Source organism: Paenibacillus sp. S150 (genome assembly GCF_019352175.1).
Lineage (GTDB): Bacteria > Bacillota > Bacilli > Paenibacillales > Paenibacillaceae > Paenibacillus_AQ.
In genome coordinates this window covers 14,481-33,971 of the sequence record NZ_JACBYI010000016.1, presented here as the reverse complement: position 1 = coordinate 33,971, position 19,491 = coordinate 14,481, and the positions used below count along the sequence as shown (strand labels likewise).

Annotated in this window: 26 protein-coding genes; 25 read left to right on the top strand and 1 reads right to left on the bottom strand. The window is 53.7% G+C overall.

Translation table 11 applies throughout. The features are described from left to right. Window positions 1-152 precede the first annotated feature (152 nt). From der to spoIVA, 9 genes are all read left to right on the top strand, one after another. Complete coding sequence (der, locus tag HYD27_RS15945) at window positions 153-1,478, top strand: ribosome biogenesis GTPase Der (RefSeq protein WP_219216742.1); 1,326 nt, start codon at window positions 153-155, stop codon at window positions 1,476-1,478. 11 nt (window positions 1,479-1,489) lie between these two features. Further along, window positions 1,490-2,107, top strand: coding sequence for a glycerol-3-phosphate 1-O-acyltransferase PlsY (gene plsY, locus HYD27_RS15940; protein ID WP_219216741.1), 618 nt, complete (start codon window positions 1,490-1,492; stop codon window positions 2,105-2,107). Beyond that, window positions 2,100-3,140 (top strand): NAD(P)H-dependent glycerol-3-phosphate dehydrogenase, encoded by a 1,041-nt coding sequence (locus HYD27_RS15935; protein WP_219216740.1) that lies wholly within the window; start codon window positions 2,100-2,102, stop codon window positions 3,138-3,140. The genes plsY and HYD27_RS15935 overlap by 8 nt, the downstream gene beginning before the upstream one ends. 68 nt (window positions 3,141-3,208) lie before the next feature. After that, on the top strand, window positions 3,209-3,484 hold the full coding sequence (locus HYD27_RS15930) for a stage VI sporulation protein F (RefSeq protein WP_219216739.1): 276 nt from the start codon (window positions 3,209-3,211) through the stop codon (window positions 3,482-3,484). Window positions 3,485-3,648: 164 nt separating this feature from the next. Further along, entirely contained in the window at window positions 3,649-3,828 is a 180-nt protein-coding gene (locus tag HYD27_RS15925; protein ID WP_219216738.1) for a DUF2768 family protein, read from the top strand. An 82-nt stretch (window positions 3,829-3,910) separates the two neighbouring features. After that, window positions 3,911-4,522: a hypothetical protein gene (locus HYD27_RS15920; RefSeq protein WP_219216737.1), complete on the top strand. Its 612-nt coding sequence runs from the start codon at window positions 3,911-3,913 to the stop codon at window positions 4,520-4,522. A gap of 27 nt (window positions 4,523-4,549) precedes the next feature. Continuing rightward, a complete protein-coding gene (locus tag HYD27_RS15915) occupies window positions 4,550-4,918 on the top strand; it encodes a 2Fe-2S iron-sulfur cluster-binding protein (RefSeq protein ID WP_219216736.1) in 369 nt (122 codons plus the stop codon). A 42-nt stretch (window positions 4,919-4,960) separates the two neighbouring features. After that, the gene (locus HYD27_RS15910; RefSeq protein ID WP_309242075.1) at window positions 4,961-5,713 is read left to right on the top strand and encodes a hypothetical protein; all 753 of its coding nucleotides are present in this window, start codon (window positions 4,961-4,963) and stop codon (window positions 5,711-5,713) included. Window positions 5,714-6,095: 382 nt separating this feature from the next. After that, window positions 6,096-7,574, top strand: coding sequence for a stage IV sporulation protein A (gene spoIVA / locus HYD27_RS15905; RefSeq protein WP_219216735.1), 1,479 nt, complete (start codon window positions 6,096-6,098; stop codon window positions 7,572-7,574). A 220-nt stretch (window positions 7,575-7,794) separates the two neighbouring features. Here the strand turns inward: spoIVA and HYD27_RS15900 are convergent, their stop codons facing one another. Further along, window positions 7,795-8,103: a hypothetical protein gene (locus HYD27_RS15900; RefSeq protein ID WP_219216734.1), complete on the bottom strand. Its 309-nt coding sequence runs from the start codon at window positions 8,101-8,103 to the stop codon at window positions 7,795-7,797. A 31-nt stretch (window positions 8,104-8,134) separates the two neighbouring features. Here HYD27_RS15900 and HYD27_RS15895 point away from each other — a divergent pair, with 31 nt between their 5' ends. The 16 genes from HYD27_RS15895 to aroH all read left to right on the top strand — a co-directional run bounded on the left by HYD27_RS15895 (window position 8,135) and on the right by aroH (window position 19,267). Beyond that, a complete protein-coding gene (locus tag HYD27_RS15895; protein WP_219216733.1) occupies window positions 8,135-8,359 on the top strand; it encodes a hypothetical protein in 225 nt (74 codons plus the stop codon). Window positions 8,360-8,457: 98 nt separating this feature from the next. Continuing rightward, window positions 8,458-8,730, top strand: a complete 273-nt coding sequence (locus HYD27_RS15890; protein WP_019909963.1) for an HU family DNA-binding protein — start codon at window positions 8,458-8,460, stop codon at window positions 8,728-8,730. Between the two features lie 112 nt (window positions 8,731-8,842). Further along, window positions 8,843-9,091, top strand: a complete 249-nt coding sequence (gene mtrB, locus HYD27_RS15885) for a trp RNA-binding attenuation protein MtrB (protein WP_219216732.1) — start codon at window positions 8,843-8,845, stop codon at window positions 9,089-9,091. A 110-nt stretch (window positions 9,092-9,201) separates the two neighbouring features. Beyond that, window positions 9,202-9,741: a hypothetical protein gene (locus HYD27_RS15880; protein WP_219216731.1), complete on the top strand. Its 540-nt coding sequence runs from the start codon at window positions 9,202-9,204 to the stop codon at window positions 9,739-9,741. A gap of 114 nt (window positions 9,742-9,855) precedes the next feature. After that, window positions 9,856-10,725 (top strand): heptaprenyl diphosphate synthase component 1, encoded by an 870-nt coding sequence (locus HYD27_RS15875; RefSeq protein WP_219216730.1) that lies wholly within the window; start codon window positions 9,856-9,858, stop codon window positions 10,723-10,725. Window positions 10,726-10,728: 3 nt separating this feature from the next. Further along, window positions 10,729-11,481 (top strand): demethylmenaquinone methyltransferase, encoded by a 753-nt coding sequence (locus HYD27_RS15870; RefSeq protein ID WP_219216729.1) that lies wholly within the window; start codon window positions 10,729-10,731, stop codon window positions 11,479-11,481. Continuing rightward, entirely contained in the window at window positions 11,474-12,349 is an 876-nt protein-coding gene (locus tag HYD27_RS15865) for a UbiA-like polyprenyltransferase (protein WP_219216728.1), read from the top strand. The genes HYD27_RS15870 and HYD27_RS15865 overlap by 8 nt, the downstream gene beginning before the upstream one ends. Next, a complete protein-coding gene (locus HYD27_RS15860; protein ID WP_219216726.1) occupies window positions 12,346-12,948 on the top strand; it encodes a UbiX family flavin prenyltransferase in 603 nt (200 codons plus the stop codon). Before HYD27_RS15865 ends, HYD27_RS15860 begins: the two co-directional genes overlap by 4 nt. Before the next feature lie 3 nt (window positions 12,949-12,951). Then, window positions 12,952-13,812: a menaquinone biosynthetic enzyme MqnA/MqnD family protein gene (locus HYD27_RS15855; RefSeq protein WP_219216724.1), complete on the top strand. Its 861-nt coding sequence runs from the start codon at window positions 12,952-12,954 to the stop codon at window positions 13,810-13,812. Continuing rightward, a complete protein-coding gene (locus HYD27_RS15850; protein WP_219216722.1) occupies window positions 13,809-14,777 on the top strand; it encodes a polyprenyl synthetase family protein in 969 nt (322 codons plus the stop codon). Before HYD27_RS15855 ends, HYD27_RS15850 begins: the two co-directional genes overlap by 4 nt. A 99-nt stretch (window positions 14,778-14,876) precedes the next feature. Further along, window positions 14,877-15,320: a nucleoside-diphosphate kinase gene (ndk, locus tag HYD27_RS15845; RefSeq protein ID WP_219216720.1), complete on the top strand. Its 444-nt coding sequence runs from the start codon at window positions 14,877-14,879 to the stop codon at window positions 15,318-15,320. A 26-nt stretch (window positions 15,321-15,346) separates the two neighbouring features. Further along, complete coding sequence (locus HYD27_RS15840; protein ID WP_220101633.1) at window positions 15,347-16,150, top strand: CheR family methyltransferase; 804 nt, start codon at window positions 15,347-15,349, stop codon at window positions 16,148-16,150. 116 nt (window positions 16,151-16,266) lie between these two features. Then, on the top strand, window positions 16,267-16,428 hold the full coding sequence (locus tag HYD27_RS15835) for a hypothetical protein (RefSeq protein WP_219216718.1): 162 nt from the start codon (window positions 16,267-16,269) through the stop codon (window positions 16,426-16,428). 198 nt (window positions 16,429-16,626) lie between these two features. Beyond that, complete coding sequence (gene aroC, locus HYD27_RS15830; RefSeq protein ID WP_219216716.1) at window positions 16,627-17,796, top strand: chorismate synthase; 1,170 nt, start codon at window positions 16,627-16,629, stop codon at window positions 17,794-17,796. A 2-nt stretch (window positions 17,797-17,798) separates the two neighbouring features. Further along, a complete protein-coding gene (aroB, locus tag HYD27_RS15825) occupies window positions 17,799-18,902 on the top strand; it encodes a 3-dehydroquinate synthase (RefSeq protein WP_219216884.1) in 1,104 nt (367 codons plus the stop codon). Continuing rightward, window positions 18,896-19,267, top strand: coding sequence for a chorismate mutase (gene aroH, locus HYD27_RS15820; protein WP_219216714.1), 372 nt, complete (start codon window positions 18,896-18,898; stop codon window positions 19,265-19,267). Before aroB ends, aroH begins: the two co-directional genes overlap by 7 nt. Window positions 19,268-19,491: the final 224 nt, after the last annotated feature.

Genomic DNA, 19,491 nt, shown 5'->3' with positions numbered 1-19,491 from the left:
TACGGGTAAAGTAATCGGCGAACCCTCGATACGGGGGTTCGCCGATTGTCTTTTACAGACCGGAGGATCACGGCGGACGAACGGAAGCGCGTTAGCCAATTGAATGGTTTTTTGCTATGATGAGTAGCGTAAGGAAGACAGGAGGAATAAATATGGCAAGACCCGTTGTGGCCATTGTCGGGAGGCCTAACGTCGGTAAATCGACGATATTTAACAGGCTGATTGGCGATAGATTGGCCATTGTAGAAGATAAACCGGGAATTACGCGCGACCGGATATATGGGGTTTCCGATTGGAACGGCAAATCCTTCAGCGTCATTGATACCGGAGGAATTGAAATTGACGGTGAGGATGCCATTCTGAAATCCATCCGCGTGCAGGCGGAGCTGGCCATTGAAGAAGCGGATGTCATCGTCTTTATGTGTGAGGCGAAGAGCGGACTGACGAATGCCGATGAAGAGGTGGCACAAATTCTCTTCCGTTCCAACAAGCCGGTTGTTCTGGCGATTAATAAAGTCGACAACTTGAAGCGAACAGATGATATTTATGAATTTTACAGCCTTGGAATCGGCGATCCTATCGGTATTTCCGGCAGCCATGGCACGGGAATCGGCGATCTGCTGGATGCGGTAACCGAGCGTCTGCCGGAGCCTACTGAAGAGGAATATGATGAGGATGTCATTCGTGTGGCACTGATCGGCCGTCCGAATGTAGGCAAATCCTCGCTGGTCAATGCCATTTTGGGTGAAGAGCGCGTAATCGTCAGCGATGTCGCCGGCACTACGCGTGACGCTATTGATACGCCTTTTGAACGGGATGGACAGCGGTATGTGCTGATTGATACTGCGGGAATGCGCAAACGCGGCAAGGTGTATGAAACGACAGAGAAATACAGCGTAATGCGGGCCATGCGTGCGATTGAGAGGGCCGATGTCGTGCTCGTTGTCATCAACGGCGAGGAAGGCATCATCGACCAAGACAAGCACATTGCCGGATATGCCCATGATGCGGGCAAGGCTTCGATTTTTGTCGTCAACAAGTGGGATGCCGTCGAGAAGGATGACAAGACGATGCAGAACTTTGAGACCAATATCCGCGACCATTTCCTTTTTATGAGCTATGCTCCGGTAGTCTTCTTGTCTGCGCTCACCAAACAGCGCCTCCAAAAGCTGCTGCCGGTGGTCCAACACGTGGCCCAGCAGCATGCGCTGCGGATTACGACACATCTCGTAAATGATGTGGTTTCTGATGCTGTCGCCATTAATCCTCCGCCAACGGACAAAGGCCGCCGCCTGCGCATCAACTATGTGACCCAGGTGGCCGTGAAGCCGCCGACGATCGTGGTCTTTGTTAATGATCCTTCGCTGATGCACTTCTCTTATGAACGGTACCTGGAGAATAAGATCCGCGCGGCGTTCAATTTTGAAGGCACACCAATCCGTCTCTTTACACGGCGCAAATCCGAGAACGAAGGTTAGGGGAGAAGACAGTGGCGTTTGAACTTCTGGTTATCGTTGTAAGCTATTTGCTTGGCTCTGTCAGTTTCAGCGTGTTGCTGGTCCGGCTGCTGAAGGGTGTTGATATCCGTCAATACGGCAGCGGAAATGCCGGAGCTACCAATACACTGCGCGTGATGGGCAAAGGGCCGGCGGCTCTTGTGCTGGTTCTGGACGTACTGAAGGGAATTGCTGCGGTCTGGCTCGGAACCTGGGCTGGCGGATGGGGGACCTGGGTGGCTGTAGCCTGCGGTATCGCGGCCATCATCGGGCATAATTGGCCCTTATACTTCCACTTTCGCGGCGGCAAAGGAATTGCAACCACCATTGGCGTTATGGCGACGCTTTGCTTTTGGCCTGCGCTGATCGCCGGCATTGTCGCGATAGCGGCCATTGTGCTGACGAAATATGTTTCCCTGGGCTCATTGCTTTTTGTGGCGCTGACCCCGGCAGTTCTGATATTTTCCGGCTTTACACCGCCTGAGCTGTGGGGCAGTCTGATTATTGCCGTGTTCGCATTTTGGCGGCACCGGAGCAATATCGTGAAGATCAGCCAGGGGCGGGAGAACAAAATCGGCTCCAAAGTCAAGGAGGGGAACCGCGTTGTCTGATAAAGTAACCGTGCTGGTCGCGGGCAGTTGGGGAACTGCGCTGGCATCTGTGCTGGCGGCTAACCACTCGGAAGTTTATCTGTGGACACGGAAACCCGAACAGGCTGCCGAAATTAACAACTCCCATGCGAACCAGCATTTTCTGCCGGGAATTACACTGCCTTTGAACATTATTGCCACTACGGATATGGAGACGGCCGTCAAGGATTCCAAGGCGGTTGTTATTGTCGCGCCATCTTCCGCTATGCGGCAGGTTGCCGGTGCTTTGAAGCCCTTCTGGAGGGACGGAATGCTCTGCATTCATGCGACCAAGGGGTTTGAGACCGAAACCATGAAACGGATGTCCACAGTAATCTCCGAAGAGCTTGGCTGCAGCGAGGGGGAGATTGTAGTGCTCTCCGGACCCAGTCATGCCGAGGAAGTGGTCCGTCTGTGCCCGACTACAGTGGTGGTGGCGTCGTCAGATGAACACCGCGCAGCCGCTGCGCAGGAGCTCTTCATCAATAACGATTTCAGGGTATACACGAACCGGGATCAGGTCGGCGTGGAATTGGCCGGTGCATTGAAGAATATCATTGCCCTGGGTGCCGGGCTCTCTGATGGTTTGGGCTTTGGAGACAATGCCAAGGCCGCTCTGCTTACCCGCGGGTTGGCTGAGATCTCCCGGGTCGGCGTTGAGCTTGGCGCCAATCCGCTGACCTTTTCCGGCCTTGCCGGCCTGGGCGACCTGGTGGTAACGGCAACCAGCAAGCACAGCCGCAACTGGCGCGCCGGCTCGATGCTGGGCCAGGGCAAGCCTCTGGCTGAAGTGCTGGAATCGATGGGGATGGTGGTCGAAGGCATTCGCACGACGGAAGCGGCCTTTGCAATTTCGCTTAACCTTAATGTGCAGATGCCGATTACCGATCAGATTTATCATGTCCTGTTCAAGGGCAGGTCGCCGCGCAGTGCGGTAGAGGCTTTGATGGGACGGGACCGCAAGACGGAGATGGAAGCCATTTCACAGGAAACCTGGGAGCAATGGCATTCCTGATGAATGTTCACCTTTTGCCGGAAATTCTCATATGTTGTAAATGGGGATTGACGGAGGAGGGATGAATAGTGAGCAGAGATTTTTCCAAGGATGCTTTGAACGCCATTAACAAAAAGGCGGGCAAGAACATTACGGAAGGCGCCGTCAAAAAGCTGGCCAGCACGGTCAAGCCGGGAACAACGCAGAATGAAGCCCAGCTCCGCCAGTTGATCAAACAGGTGTCATCAATGGCCAAAGTGCCAGTTAGTGAAGCTACGGTGCAGGAGATTATCAACGCAGTCAAAAAAGGCGGCGCGAATTCGGGCACAATGGAGTCTTTATTGAAAATGATGATGAAAAAATAGGTTGACGCTTCATGCAGCAAGAGCAGATATTCCGGAATCCGCCCAGATTCCGTGAATTTCTGCTCTTTTTTTGAGTTATTCACTCGTTTGTTCCTGCAGAAATGGATAGGGTTTCATGTTATAATAGTCGATAATCCAAATTCGCCGAATGGGGGGCGCAGCGCATGGACCCGATGACAAAGATGTGGTTGTCCCTGGTCGCAATCCTGATTATGGGAGTATCCGTGTTTCTGATTACCTTTGCGCGCAGTAAGACCAAAGGCCTATTGAGGGGCGTATTGTCTGTAATCGCTTTTGTGATGATGTTAATCGGTTTGCTGGGCGGGGCCGCTTCGATTATGTAAGCATTTACATTGAATTCAGTCAGACATATTTCTGGAAGAACCGTTTGACTTTTTGACAGGAATGGGGCGTGGGGGTATGGCCTTGGCGGCGATACCGGAATCATTGGGGAGAGCGCTTGGAGGTGCTGCGGAGGCGTTAAGCTTGCCTTGGCTGGAGCAGCCCCCGGTATGGCTGCTGGGCGGGAGCTGCGGACTGCTGCTGCATGGCGTGAGTCTGGACGCGGCTCCGCGTGACATTGATCTGTATGCGGATCTTGGGGACGCGCAAGTTCTTCATGAGGCGCTTAGCAGATATGCGGTAAGCGGGCCGGAGGAGGACTACAGCCGCGGCTGTTTCTCGCTGCGCAGCCGCTATGCTGTGGAACACATCTCTGTTGAGCTGGTATGCGGATTTCGGATCGGATACGGCTCCTGGCAGTATTCCGCGGACATCAAGCGGCTGCTGGCATATGCTCCTGTGCAAGACTTTGCGGGGATCGGCCTGCTGCGGCTGATGCCTGCGGCGCATGAGCTGATATTCAATATACTGCGCGGCAGGGCTGAACGCTGCTGCCGCATTGCTGCTTATCTGAGGCAGGACCTGTCTGTCCATCTGCCGCTGCTGCACAGCCTTATTCTGGATAATGGACTGGATTTGTCCTTTCAGCTGAAACTGGATGAACTGCTGGGAATTCCACCATTCATACAAACATAACGGAATGCCGAGAAAGGAAGCTGCATCATGAAACGGCAAAAGGGATGGACCGTCGCATTTCAGCCGGATGGCCGCTCGGCCGTAGTCATGCACGGTACCTCGCTGCTGGAGGCATCGCGCAAAGCCGGAGTTGCCATAAGTACCCGCTGCGGGGGAAAGGCCGGTTGCCTGATGTGCAAAGTGAAGGTTGAAGATGAATATGCAGCTGCGCTCAGTCCGGCCGGCGATGCCGAACGGCGAAAGCTGGGCAATCTCCTGGACGAAGGTGTCCGTCTGGCCTGTCAGGCTGCCGTATGGAACGACGTGACCGTGCATACTCCTGAGGACCCCCTCAAAGCTGCTGTGCGCCGCAGGCTTGAGGCGGCGCGGCGCGGCGAAGAAGACGGGCTGTGGTAATACGGCGAACATCATCCTAGGATACGGAGGGAGGCGGGCTTGGTGAGCTTCATAAGGCGGGAGAAGAAGTGGAAGCCCCAAATAAGGGCTGGTTTGCTGGCGGCGTTCATTCTGCTGGGAAGCCCGCTCACAGGCTGTATGTACCCCGGGAAGGCGCAGCAGACAGGCAGCAGCTACCGCGAAAGTGTTCAGCGGGTACAGGCCGCTGTGGAGGATTACCGGCAGCAGGAAGGGCTGCTTCCTATTCTTAACGCGGATGAAGCCGTTCCCCGGTATGAGAAATTCGTAATCGATTTGAAGAAACTGCAGGAAACGGGATATCTGGAGGTAATTCCGGCGGCAGCTTTCGAGAAGGGCGGCAGCGCCTATTTTCTAATATTGGACGAAGAAAGCCGTCCAACGGTCAAGCTGATGGATCTTGTTACCGTGCAGAAGGTGAACGATGTCCAGCGCCAGATTAACCGGTTCAAGTCGGGGCATGGAGGAAGACTCCCGGTGGGGGAGGAGATTTATCCTGACCTTTTTACAATTGATGCCCGGCAAGCGGGTACGGCTTCCATTACATTGAACAGTATTTATTCCGGACAGCCGCTGTCTTTCATCATGGACAGGAACGGTGCGGTATATGCCGATTACAGCCTTGATATTATGTCTGCGGTTCAAAAGAACGGCGGTTCTTCTGAAGCGGGCACCGACCTGCGTCTCCAATTGGAGCAGGCCTCTTATTATGTGCCTGTGAAATCTTTGCCTTATTACTGGGTGGATGGCCAGCCGGTCCCCCAATCCCCGCTGTGATAAAGACTCTGCCCAAATCCTCCCCATAAGAAAGTTCTAACCCTGTTTTCTCCCTCATATGCTAGCTGAGAAGACTTCCGGGCGTCGTGACGCCCTGCGGCGCGCAGCGGCTGGTTTCTGAAATTCCGATATAAATTGCGCGGGTAGCGGGTCATAAATCCGTTCTGGATACATATGATGATACTAGTCCAAATGCATGTCCGAGCATTCGGGGTTTAGCTTGGGGGAATGCTTCTTGAACCCTTAAAGTCAGCAGCTAGACTCCCTGGCGGACCATGTCAAGTCCGGTGGATGTCCTGCAAGGGTCAGATTGCCGGCGGAACGCGAAGTCGATGCTCTTCAGGCATTTTTTCTTCGGAGTAATATGAGGAGGGGATCTCTTTTGGAAAAAGTGGATATTTTCAAGGACATTGCCGAGCGTACCGGCGGAGACATTTATCTTGGCGTCGTCGGCGCGGTTCGCACAGGGAAATCAACATTCATCAAGCGCTTCATGGAAACGATCGTCTTGCCGAACATTACTAGCGAGGCGGACCGGGTAAGAGCGGTGGATGAGCTTCCGCAGAGCGCGGCAGGTAAAACAATCATGACGACGGAGCCGAAATTTGTGCCGAACAATGCGGTGCAGATCAAGGTGGCGGAAGGGCTGGAGGTCAATGTACGGCTGGTTGACTGTGTCGGGTATGCGGTTGAAGGTGCCAAGGGCTATGAGGATGAAAATGGTCCTCGGATGATCTCCACACCTTGGTTTGAGGAGCCGATTCCATTCCAGGAAGCGGCGGAAATTGGCACCCGGAAGGTTATTCAGGAGCATTCCACACTGGGTGTGGTAGTGACTACAGACGGCACGATTGCTGAAATTCCGCGCCACTCGTATGTGGATTCCGAAGAGCGTGTTATTGCTGAGCTGAAGGAGGTTGGCAAGCCCTTTGTGCTTGTGATCAACTCAACCCGGCCGCGCAGCGAAGAGACGCAGCAGCTCCGCGGCGAACTGGCTGCCAAATATGACATTCCGGTCATGACGCTCAGTGCAGCCAATATGACCGAGGATGATGTAACCGGGGTGCTGCGTGAAGTGCTCTATGAATTCCCGGTACATGAGGTGAATGTGAATCTGCCAAGCTGGGTAATGGTGCTCGGAGAGAACCACTGGCTGCGCAGCAGCTACGAGAATTCTGTCCGTGATACCGTGAAGGACATCCGCCGCTTGCGGGATGTTGACCGCCTGGTCTCCCAGTTCACGGAGTATGATTTCATTGACAGAGCCGGCCTCAGCGGAATGAATATGGGCCAGGGTGTGGCAGAAATTGATCTGTACGCGCCTGAAGAGCTTTATGATCAGGTTCTGATGGAGGTTGTCGGTGTGGAAATCCGCGGGAAAGATCATCTGCTCCAGCTGATGCAGGATTTCTCGCACGCCAAACGTGAATATGACCGCTTCTCGGAAGCGCTGGAAATGGTGAAGACAACCGGTTACGGAATAGCCGCTCCATCCCTCGCTGAAATGGCGCTGGATGAGCCTGAGCTGATCCGCCAGGGCTCGCGTTTCGGAGTCCGGCTGAAGGCTACGGCTCCATCCATTCACATGATCCGGGTGGATGTTGAATCTGAGTTCTCGCCGATTATCGGCACGGAGAAGCAGAGCGAAGAGCTGGTGCGGTATCTGATGCAGGATTTCGAGAACGATCCGATCAAGATTTGGGAATCCGATATTTTTGGCCGCTCGCTGCATTCCATTGTCCGGGAGGGCATCCAGGGCAAAATCGCGATGATGCCGGACAACGCCCGCTATAAGCTGCAGGAAACGCTGGGCCGGATCATCAACGAAGGCTCAGGAGGGCTGATTGCTATCATTCTGTAAGTGAGCCATAGAGCGGAAAGAGAACGGGGCGGAAGAAATTCCGCTCCGTTTTTGCTGCAAATATAAGAATTTATATGCTTGGCACACTCAATTATCCTTCTATTTCTCGCTGAAACGGATACCGTCCTTATAAGGACGGGGAAGCCGTTTCCACTTGAAAGATCAGATTTGGGGGAAGCGAAGCTTATCCGTTAATTCACGGCTGCGCTGAAAGAATGGATCAGGACTTCGGACAAGCAAACTGCGCGATTGCGTTGGCCGCAGCGGGCAGGTAGAGGGAATCAAAGGCAGAAGTGCCTTTGAATTCGCCCGAAGCGGGCTGGACGAGGGAATCAAAGGCAGAAGTACCTTTGAATTCGCCCGAAGCGGGCTGGACGAGGGAATCAAAGGCAGAAGTGCCTTTGAATTCGCCCGAAGCGGGCTGGACGAGGGAATCAAAGGCAGAAGTGCCTTTGAATTCGCCCGAAGCCGGCTGGACGGTGAAATCAGCGCGAAATGATTCTTCTCCTCCCCACTGAAATGGCAGCATTCTTAATATAGGACGCCGATAGGCGTCTTTCTTGAAAGATAAGAATTTATATGTTTCATGCTATAAATTAGGCTTATCTTTCTCGCTGAAACGCCCCGTCCCTTATAAGGACGGTGAAGCCGTTTCACTTGGTGCAGAGATCGGAACAGGGGTTTTGCAGGCAAAAATGCTACTTTCTGCTCCTTTTTTAAGTAACGCCTTGAAATTCTGGGTAGGCTGTATTACTATAAGTTTGTTGCGCTTCTTGGAAGAGTAGCGCCGTTATCCAGTAATAAACGGGATTATCATGTATATTTTGCGTTGAAACGGAAACAGTGTATGATACCGGAAATTTGCCTAGGGAGGTGAGAAGACATGAACAAATCAGATTTGATCAACGTGGTTACAGAAGCAACTGAACTTCCCAAGAAAGATGCTACTAAAGCGGTAGATGCCGTTTTCGAAGCAATCACAGGAGCTCTGCAAAGCGGCGATAAAGTACAGCTGGTTGGATTCGGAAACTTTGAAGTGCGCGAACGTTCCGCACGCAAAGGCCGCAACCCACAGACTGGTGAAGAAATCGAAATTCCTTCGAGCAAGGTGCCGGCATTCAAACCGGGTAAGGCTCTTAAAGACGGAATCAAATAGAGATTTCTACATATCTATCTCATAGTCTTTCTGAGTAACAACGATGCCGCCCTTCAAGGCGGCATTTGTTGTTGAGAGGGCACAGACTCACCAAACATTAGGAGGCTTCGACATGACCGAGAAGAATAATGGCGTTAATTCCGCCCCGGCAGGCAGCGACTACATCGTAATCAAAGCCAAGGAGAACGGCGTTCAGGTTATCGGGCTTACCCGGGGAATGGACACGCGGTTTCATCATACGGAAAAGCTGGACAAAGGCGAGGTGCTTATCGCCCAATTCACGGATCATACCTCAGCCATGAAAATCCGCGGAAAGGCCGAAATATGGAGCAAACACGGACAATTGGAAAGTGAAAGCTGAAAAGCAGGCATAGCCTGCTTTTTTTCAAAATATAACTAAAGATAGCCATGTCTCATTTCCCGTATATTCGTTCAAAGAGGCGGCAACTATGAATGATAAGGGGGCTTGTCATGAACAGGAGCTGGCTGATTGGAACAGCGCTGCTTATAACCGCGGCTTCCGCCCTGATTCTGCCGCAGCTGGCCGCGCTTGAGCCTTCCATACAGAGGCAGCATGGAGCTGTGGAGACCTTCGGCGGGGGCGGCGTGGTTCTTGATAACGACAATCTAGTCGACAGGCTGGAGGAGCTTCCGCTGAGCCTGTCCATTGACCGGGTCGGGTGGAAGGGACGGGTTCTCTCTCTGGATCTGAAGGTGACCGGCAATGATCCCGAGCCCCAGGAGCTCTATCAGAATATGGCCCTGGCCATTTCCTTTGCTTTTCAGGAGACCGCCAATGTCGACCAGCTGCTGCTGCGGGTTGTTGCCGAGGACAAATGGCTGGACAGCCGCCGTCTGCTGCTCGCAGGGGATATCCGGCGCACCGAATGGTCGCTCCGGCTGCAGGAGGCGCTGCAGACAGCCGCGAACTGTCCGCTTCCGGAATCCGTAAAGAGCGGGCTGCGCATCAGTGAGAGCGAGCTGTGGAAGAAGCAGTTCATTTATCCCTGATCTGGGTAAAAGAAACTAGAACGGCTCACAGTGCGTGACCAAAAAACATGTGATATAATAGACAAGATTGTGAACAAAGATATTGTCATAACGTCAATGGCTTCGGAGGCTGAAATGAAACCGTATCGCATACCGCAACTGGCTAAACCTTACATCGACTACGACATGATTCAGCGGCATACGGAATTGCCGCCGTTTTCAGATGGGCGTAGTCATTTGCTATATATTTTTTTAAGCCACGGTTCCCCGTCCGTCTTGCAGAACGGAGAGCTGTTCACGCTTGTAACCGGATTGGTGCAGCTGGGGCTGGATACCCATGAAAGCATTGACCGCACGCAGGATGAGCCCGGCGGAGATCCCATGCGCTCCCTTCAGCTGAAAGTGCTGGCCGGCGATTACTTCAGCGGCTGGTTTTATCATTTGCTGGCTAAGCAAGAGCAGATTGAGATGGTGGGGATTCTAAGCGCCGCCATTGCCGATCTTAATGTAATGAAGGCCAACCTGTACGGCAAGATAAAGGGCAGGCTCCTGTCCGCTGAACAATACTTGCGTCACACGGTACAGCTCAATATGAGGCTGTTCCTTTCTTTTACACCGGTGATTGAAGAGTCCCTTACAGGGCTGTGGGAGAAGCTGCTGGCCGAATTCAGCCAGTATGAGACCGCTCTTCTGGAGCTGCGCCGCGGAGATGATCCGGTAAATGCCTTTGAGGGCTATTGCTACTGGAAAGTGCTGGAGACGGCTGCCGAGGAGGAACGGCGGCTGCTTCTGGAGCAGAAGCTTGATCTCAAGGATTGGAAGAAGCTGAAGATGAAATACAAATGCGACTCCTTGCTGACAGACAAGCTGCATGGATCGCTTCAGTCCATTCAGGGACTGCTGCAGGGGGTTAAGGACGAGAACCTGTTCAGCGAGCTGAGTGCCGCGCTTGACCGCCTTTTCCTGCACATGAAAATTACCGGACAAGCAGCCGTGGAGGGTTAGGGAATGACAATGGAGAAAACTACCGCACTCAGTGATCAAGGGACCAAACCCAAGGAACAATTTGTACATTCCGTCTTTGAGAGCATTGCCGGCAAATATGATCTGATGAATGACATTATCAGCTTCCGCAGACATAAGGCATGGCGTAAGTTCGCCATGCGCAAGATGGCGGTGAAGCACGGCGACTCCGCGGTTGACCTGTGCTGCGGCACCTGTGACTGGAGCATCGCACTCGCTGAAGCCAGCGGCGACGGCTGTGTCATGGGGCTGGATTTCAGTGCGGGCATGCTGGAGGTGGGCCGCCGCAAGGTAGAGGCACGCAATCTTCAGGACCGGATATCCCTGATACAGGGCAATGCGATGGAGCTGCCGTTCGGCGATAACTCCTTCGACTATGCAACGATAGGCTTCGGGCTCCGCAATGTGCCGGACCCGGCCCGGGTATTGAACGAAATGAAGCGTGTGGTGAAGCCGGGAGGCATGGTGGTCTGCCTGGAATTGTCCAAACCGATGAAGCAGCCGTTCAAAGGCATTTATTATTTTTATTTCCAGCGTGTGCTTCCGCTGCTTGGCAAACTATTCGCAAAGAGATATGAACAGTACAAGTGGCTTCCGGAATCACTCGCCTTGTTCCCCGACAGGAAACAGCTTGAAGTAATCTTCCGTGAAACCGGATTGCAAAAAGTGGAATCCTTCCCCTTGACCGGAGGCATCGCGGCACTACACATTGGGCTCAAGGAGAATTGTAATGCTTAAGAAAATCGGCATCTTTTTGCAAATGATCAAGTTTGAACACACCGTGTTTGCTTTGCCCTTTGCCTTTATGGGCGCTCTGCTCGGTTCGGTCGTAATGTTCGGGGCATTGCCCTCCTGGGGTCAAATCGGCTGGATAGTGATCGCCATGTTCGGCGCCCGCAGCGCGGCAATGGGGCTGAACCGGCTGATTGACCGGATCAGCGACGCCAAGAATCCCCGAACGGCGGGAAGAGCTATTCCCGCCGGATTGCTCAAGGTTGGAGAGGTGGCCCTGTTTATCGGGTTCTCATTTTTTTTGCTGTTCTGGGCCGCATTCAAGTTGAATCCTTTATCGGCAAAGCTGCTGCCGATCGCAGTTTTCCTTCTGGTTTTTTATTCGTTCACGAAGCGCTTTACCTGGGCCTGCCATTTAATCCTCGGCCTGACTATCGCTCTGGCCCCTCTGGGCGGCTGGGTTGCCGTCACCGGTACGGTGGACTGGACTTCTATGGTATTCTATTTCACAATTGTATTCTGGACGGCGGGCTTTGATATTATTTATTCCTGCCAGGATGTTGAATTCGATAAGAAAGAGGGACTGTATTCCATTCCTGTCCGCTTTGGCGTCGCCCGTGCGCTGACCATCGCCAAAGTGTTTCACATGCTTACAGGCATAGGCTTTGTCTCGCTGCTGTTTATTACCGACCTGAGCTGGTGGTACGTGGCGGGAATGCTGATTGCCTACATTATTCTTTTTTATGAGCACCATATTGTATCTCCGAGCGACCTGAGCCGTTTGCAGACGGCATTCTTCACAATGAACGGTGTGCTGAGCATCGTGGTATTTTCCTTTACTCTGATTGACTTGGTGGTGCAATTCAACAAATGAATGAGCTCAAGGCGAAGAACTTTGTTGTGGGCATTACGGGAGCGAGCGGCGGTATTTATGGCGTTCGGCTGACCGAAACCCTGCTTTCGCTGGGACACTCGGTTCATCTGGTGGTTAGCAATGCCGGCTGGCGTGTATTTAAGGAAGAGCTGGGCTTCGCCGTTTCAGACCGGGAAGGCTTTCTGAACGAACGGTTCGGAGGCTGTCCCGGTTCTCTGCACTATCACCCGATAGCCGATATCGGCGCCTCCATTGCCAGCGGCTCCTTCCGCACAGAAGCGATGATTATTATGCCCTGCTCCATGGGAACGCTGTCTGCCGTGGCCCAAGGAAGCTCCGATAATTTGATGACACGGGCTGCAGACGTCATGCTGAAGGAAGGACGCCCGCTCGTGCTTGTGCCCCGGGAGACACCGCTGCATGCAATTCATCTGGAGAATATGCTGAAGCTGTCCCGCCTCGGGGTGAAGATGATTCCGGCGATGCCCGCATTTTATTTTGGCCCGGCAACCATGGATGATCTGATTAACTTTATGGTGGGCAAAGTGCTGGACAGCTTGAGCATTGAGCATGATTTATTTCGCAGATGGGGGGAATGAAGGATGAGCCATCCGGAACCAACCGTTATCGGTAAAATCAGCTATACCAACTCATGGCCGGTATTTCACAATTTCCACCCATCCCTGTTAAGCTTCCCCGCAGAGATGGTGAGTGAAGTGCCAGCCATTCTTAATCAGGGCATGGCCCGCGGAAGCATCCATGTCGGGGCATTGTCCTCCTTCGCTTATGCGGCCGCGAGTGACCGTCTGCTGCTGCTTCCTGACCTGTCGGTCAGCGCAGATGGCCCGGTGCAATCCATCCTGCTGTTTTCACGGGCGCCGCTGGCTGGAATTGCCTCCGGGACAATCGCCGTAACGAACACCTCCGCGACATCGGTCAATTTGCTGAAAATCCTGCTGGAGAAAGCGATGGGGGGCCAGCCTGAATATATCAGCGCCGCTCCGGATATTGACCGGATGATGGAGCAGGCTGATGCCTGTCTGCTTATTGGCGACAACGCGATCAGGGCTTCCTGGCAGGATCAGGGGTACACCGTTACCGACCTTGGCGAGCTATGGAAGGAATGGACCGGACTTGGCATGACCTTTGCGGTCTGGGCTGTGAACAGGGAGGCCGCCGGAATGAGGCCCGGAGCGGTTGCTGAAATTGCCGAAGCCTTTGTGGAGAGCAAAAGGCAGGGCCAGCGGAATTTGGCACCCATTATCCAGGAGGCATGCACAGCAGTTGGGGGGACGGCAGCCTACTGGGACAGGTACTTCCATAATTTATGTTATGACTTTGGGGAAAGGCAACAGGAGGGTCTGAACCTCTATTTCCGCTATGCCTACGAGCTGGGCTTGCTGCCGCGGGAAGTGAAGATAGAGATTTGGAGCCATAATCTGCTGACACGGGTGAAAGAATGAAACGAACGCAAATGTTTGGCTTGCTGAACAAAGATATGGACCAGATTGAAAAAGAGCTCTACCGCAGTGTGCAGGGGGACGACGATCTGCTCACAGAGACGTCACTGCATCTGCTGAAGGCGGGCGGCAAAAGACTTCGTCCTGTCTTTGTGCTGATGGGCGGCAAATTCGGACAATATGATCTGGAGAAGCTGAAGCGCGTTGCCATTCCTCTGGAGCTTATCCACAGCGCTTCCCTTGTCCACGACGATGTGATCGACGATGCGGAGCTGCGGCGCGGCGAGCCTACGGTCAAAGCGAAATGGGGCGATAAAATCGCCATGTACACGGGAGACTATATTTATGCGAAAGCGCTGGTGATGTCCGCGGAGCTGGGCAACCCGAGAATACATCAAATCCTCTCCAAGGCGATGGTGGAAATGTCGATCGGAGAGATGGAGCAGATCCGTGACTTCTTCAACAGCGAGCAGAGTGTGCGCCATTATCTCCGGCGCATCCGCAGGAAGACAGCGCTGCTGATCGCCATCAGCTGCCAGCTGGGCGCATTGGCGGCAGAGGCGGAGCCGGATACGGCCAGACTGCTCTATGATTACGGGTATAACGTCGGCATGGCGTTCCAGATCCGTGATGATCTGCTCGATCTTTCCGGGACGGAGAAGCAAATCGGCAAGCCTCCGGGCAGCGATATGCGGCAGGGCAATATCACGCTGCCGGTCATCTACAGCCTGGAGGACCGGCAGCTGCGCGGGGCGCTGCTGGAGGAGCTGGCTTCGATCCGTGCGGGGCACAGCGGCGTGGGACGAGCCATTGATTTAATCCTGTCCGGCCAGGGCATTTCCAGGGCAGAAGAACTGGCCTCCCGTTACATTGCCAAGGCGCTTGAGGCGCTGGACCAGCTCCCCAGCAACCGGACAAAACGCAATTTGAAGGATATCGCTTTTTTTGTGACAGGCAGAGCTTACTGAGCCCAAAATATTAAGCGTTCACAGATGGCACGGTTTCTGATACTATCAGAAAAACAGCTTATTATTCGTTCGGAATAATAGAAAATGGAGAGTGACTCTATGGAGAAAACGTATCTGATGATCAAGCCGGACGGAGTACAGCGCGGCTTAATCGGGCGGATTGTGGCCCGTCTGGAGGACAAGGGATTCAAGCTGGCGGCCGCGAAGCTGGCCACTGTTACGGAAGAGCAGGCCAAGAAGCATTACGCAGAGCATGAAGGCAAGGATTTCTTCCCGGAATTGGTGCGGTTCATTACCTCCGGTCCTGTATTTGCCATGGTATGGGAAGGCGATGATGTAGTGGCGCTCTCCCGCCTGATGATCGGCAAGACCCGGGTAGGCGAAGCGCTGCCGGGTACGATCCGCGGTGATTTTGCCAGCCATACCCCTCTGAATCTGATTCATGGTTCGGATTCCCCGGAAAGCGCAGAACGTGAAATCGCCAATTTCTTTGCTCCGGATGAACTGGCGGATTACAATAAAGACATCGCGGCCTGGATGTAGTTGCAGGCGGGAGGCAGGGGAAATTAATGGCTGAACGAGAAGACACATCAACAATTGCAGATCCGGATTACACCGGCTTTATTCATAACGTCAAGCAAAGCACAGGAATTGATTTGGCCCAGTACAAGGAAGCGCAGATGAAGCGGCGTCTGACCACGCTGCGGATGAAAAACGGCTATTCGTCCTTCAGTGATTTTTTTGCCGCAATGATGAAGGACAAGGCTTTATTCTATGAATTCCTGGACCGCATGACCATCAATGTTTCTGAATTCTGGCGCAACCCGAACCGTTGGGAGGTGCTGCGCGATATTATTCTTCCCGAGCTGCAGCGTTCGGGACGCAGGCTGAAGCTCTGGAGCGCGGCCTGCTCCACTGGAGAAGAGCCGTATACACTGGCTATGATCCTCTCCGACAAAAATATACTGGCGCAGACCGGAATTCTGGCAACCGACATTGATGACGGTGCGCTGGCCAAAGCGAAGCAGGGCATTTATCTGGAGCGTTCGCTGAAGGATGTGCCGAAGGATGTTTCCGAGCGCTATTTTACACCGGAAGGGCCAGTGTTCAAAGTCAGTGACGGCCTCAAGAAAAATATTGATTTCCGCAAGCAGAACCTGCTGCTGGACAAATTTGATGAAGGCTTTGATTTGATCATCTGCCGCAATGTCATGATTTATTTTACGGAAGAGGCCAAAAACAAGCTGTATCACAAGTTTTCAGCGAGCCTGCGTCCGGGGGGATATTTGTTCGTGGGCAGCACGGAGCAGATTTTCACGCCGGCGCAGTACGGATTCGAGTCGACAGAGACGTTCTTTTACCGCAAGAAATAATCCAGCCGTGGACCCGGGATAAGGCATTCCACTGGTTTACGTATATTTTCGTCTTTTTTCAGAGATACTGAACAGTAGACAGATTACGTACGCCATGCGAAAGGTCGTTCATTGCGATGGATAAAAGAAAGGTCATTGACGCCTACAGACGCGGCTTCCTGACCGTCCGCGAATGCGGGCAGATTCTTGGTGTAGAAGAGCGGCAGCTGCAAAGCCTGCTCATGCTCGAAGAAGGCAAGCCGGCCTGTATGCCGACCAGCCGGAGAATCGGCAGTTGAAGACAGGGCACGCCCTGGGTGTATTGCAGCGCCGTCTTTACTCGCAAGAGTAGAGGCGGCGCTGCTGTTTTTCCTGCCGGCAGAGGGGAATCCGGGCTTATCCCTTTCTTGTCAAAGCGGATGGCCTATACTATAATGAGCAAAGACATTTAACATTTTAGCGGTTTACAGTTTAAAAGTGTGAAGGGGGAACGCAGCATGAGTTTACGCTATTTAACAGCGGGGGAAACGCACGGCCCCCAGCTTACAGCCATTATTGAAGGACTGCCCAGCAATTTGACACTTGATTTCGAAGAGCTCAACTTTCAGCTGCAGCGGCGGCAAAAGGGTTACGGGCGGGGACGCCGGATGCAGATTGAGAAGGATACCGCAGAGATTGCCGGCGGTGTGCGCCATGGTTACACAACAGGTGCGCCTGTAGCTCTGGTTGTCGAGAATAAGGATTGGACCCACTGGAAAAATATTATGAATATTGAGCCCATACCGGGCAGCGATGAAGAGAAGCGGCGCGTTAACCGCCCGCGTCCGGGACATGCGGACCTGAACGGCGGACTGAAGTATAATCTGACGGACCTGCGGAATGTGCTGGAACGCTCCAGCGCCCGAGAAACGGCGGCCAGAGTAGCCGTGGGTGCAGTGGCCCGGCAGCTGCTGGCTGCGTTCGGAGTGAAGATCGCCGGCCAGGTCATCCGTATCGGTGAAATTGAAGCGCCCGTGAACAATCTGCCGATTGAAGAGCTGATTGAGCGCACTGAAGCCTCTTCTGTAAGAGTCGTGGATCAAGAAACCGAGCAGAAGATGGAAGCCTACATAGACAAGATTAAGGAGGAAGGAGATTCCATCGGCGGCATTGTGGAATGCATCGTTGAAGGCCTGCCTGTCGGACTGGGCAGCTATGTGCAGTATGACCGCAAGCTGGATAGTGCGATTGCCGGAGCGGTGATGTCCATCAACGCCTTCAAGGGAGTTGAAATCGGCATCGGCTTTGAAGCGGGCAAGCTCCGCGGGTCGCAGGTGCATGACGAGATCATGTACGAAGCCTCCCGGGGCTACTACCGGGCGAGCAACCGCTTGGGCGGTTTTGAAGGCGGAATGACAAACGGGATGCCTGTGGTGGTCCGCGGTGTGATGAAGCCGATTCCCACATTGTACAAGCCGCTGCAAAGTGTCGATATCGACACGAAGGAGCCGTTCACCGCCCAGGTCGAGCGTTCGGATGCATGCGCTGTCCCGGCTGCTTGCGTAGTGCTTGAGAATGTAGTGGCCTGGGAAATCGCCAGAGCCTTTCTGGACAAGTTCGGCGGCGACTCCATTGAGGAGATCCGGGCCAACTACAACAACTACCAGTCACAGCTGGAGAGCTACTGATGATGCGCAGCATAACAGTAGAATTAGGCGAACGCTCCTATCCGATCCATATCGGGAGCGGGCTGCTGCGTGAGATTGGCGAGCGCTGCAGAGAGGCGGGTTACCCGCTGCGCAGCACGCTTTTGATTGTGAGTGACAGCGAAGTGGCGCCGCGTTACCTGGAGGCTGTCTTGGCTTCCCTGCGCGAACGCGGCTATACCGCCGTAAGCCATATCATTCCAGCCGGAGAAGCCTCCAAATCACTGGTTGTATATGAAGAAGTCCTTACAACAGCCATCCGGGCCGGTCTGGACCGCAGTTCTGCGGTTCTGGCACTCGGGGGCGGGGTAGTAGGCGATCTCGCGGGCTTTGTAGCCGCATCCTACATGCGCGGTATAGGCTTCATTCAGATTCCGACGACCATTCTGGCCCATGACAGCAGTGTGGGCGGCAAGGTGGCAGTCAATCATCCGCTGGCCAAGAATATGATCGGCGCCTTTTATCAGCCGTCAATGGTATTGTATGATCTGGATACTCTGGGCACGCTTCCGCCGCGCCAGGTCGCTTCGGGCCTTGCGGAAGTGGTGAAGCATGGTCTCATTCTGGACCGTGAATTCGCTTATTGGTGCCGTGAGCATGCTTCTGCGCTGCTTGCCCTGAATCCGGAAGCGCTGGGTTACGCGCTGGAGCGCGGGTGCGCGATTAAGGCTGAGGTCGTTGGCAATGACGAGCGCGAGCACGGGCAAAGGGCGATTCTGAACCTTGGACATACGATCGGACACGCAATAGAAGCGGTGGGCGGATACGGGGTGTTCCTTCATGGTGAAGCCATTGCCATCGGAATGGCCGGCTCTGCGCTTCTCGCGGCCAAGCTTGGCCGGGATCAGGCAATTTACGAGGATACCATTTCTATGCTGTCCGCGCTTTCGCTGCCGGTAAGGCTGCCAGCGGAGCTCGGCGAGGATGAGCTGATGGAAGCGATGATGCATGACAAGAAGTTCAAGGAAGGCAAAATGACCTTTATCGTGCCCGATTCGATCGGTGCCGTCAGCATCGTAAATGATGTGCAGGAGAGCGCCGTGCGCGAGGTTATCGCGCAGCTTAAGAAGGAGGGAAGCCCGTGGTGAACCGTGGGATACGCGGTGCAACAACCGTAACCAATAACGAGGAGAATGAGATTTTGCGGGAAACCGTTGTGCTGCTGCGTGAAATTGTCGAGCGCAATGATGTCATTGCCGAAGATATCTGCAGTGTGTGGATTACCGTGACCGGCGATCTGGATGCCACCTTTCCGGCGCGGGCTATCCGTGAAATTGAAGGCTGGGATCTGGTGCCTCTGATGTGCTCCGTGGAGATTCCCGTCAAGGGCGGCCTGCCGATGTGCATCCGGCTGATGGTGCAGGTCAACACGGACAAGTCACAGCGGGATATCCGCCATGTCTATCTGAATGAAGCCCAGCGGCTGCGTCCGGATCTCTCACAGAAGGAGTAACAAATATCCTGTGCGGGGTTGCCATGAGCCAAGGCCATCATGTATAGTGTAGTTAGCCGAGTGGAGCAGAGTTTAGTTAAGCTGAGATGAGTATAGTTGAGCAGAGTGCAGGATTTTAGTTGAGTACAGGCATGCCGTTTGTTTGCAGTTCTCTGTTTGGGGTACCTTTTAGTGCTGATTTGCACTATCGCTGTATTCTTTTATGGAGAAGTGCATCATTTGCG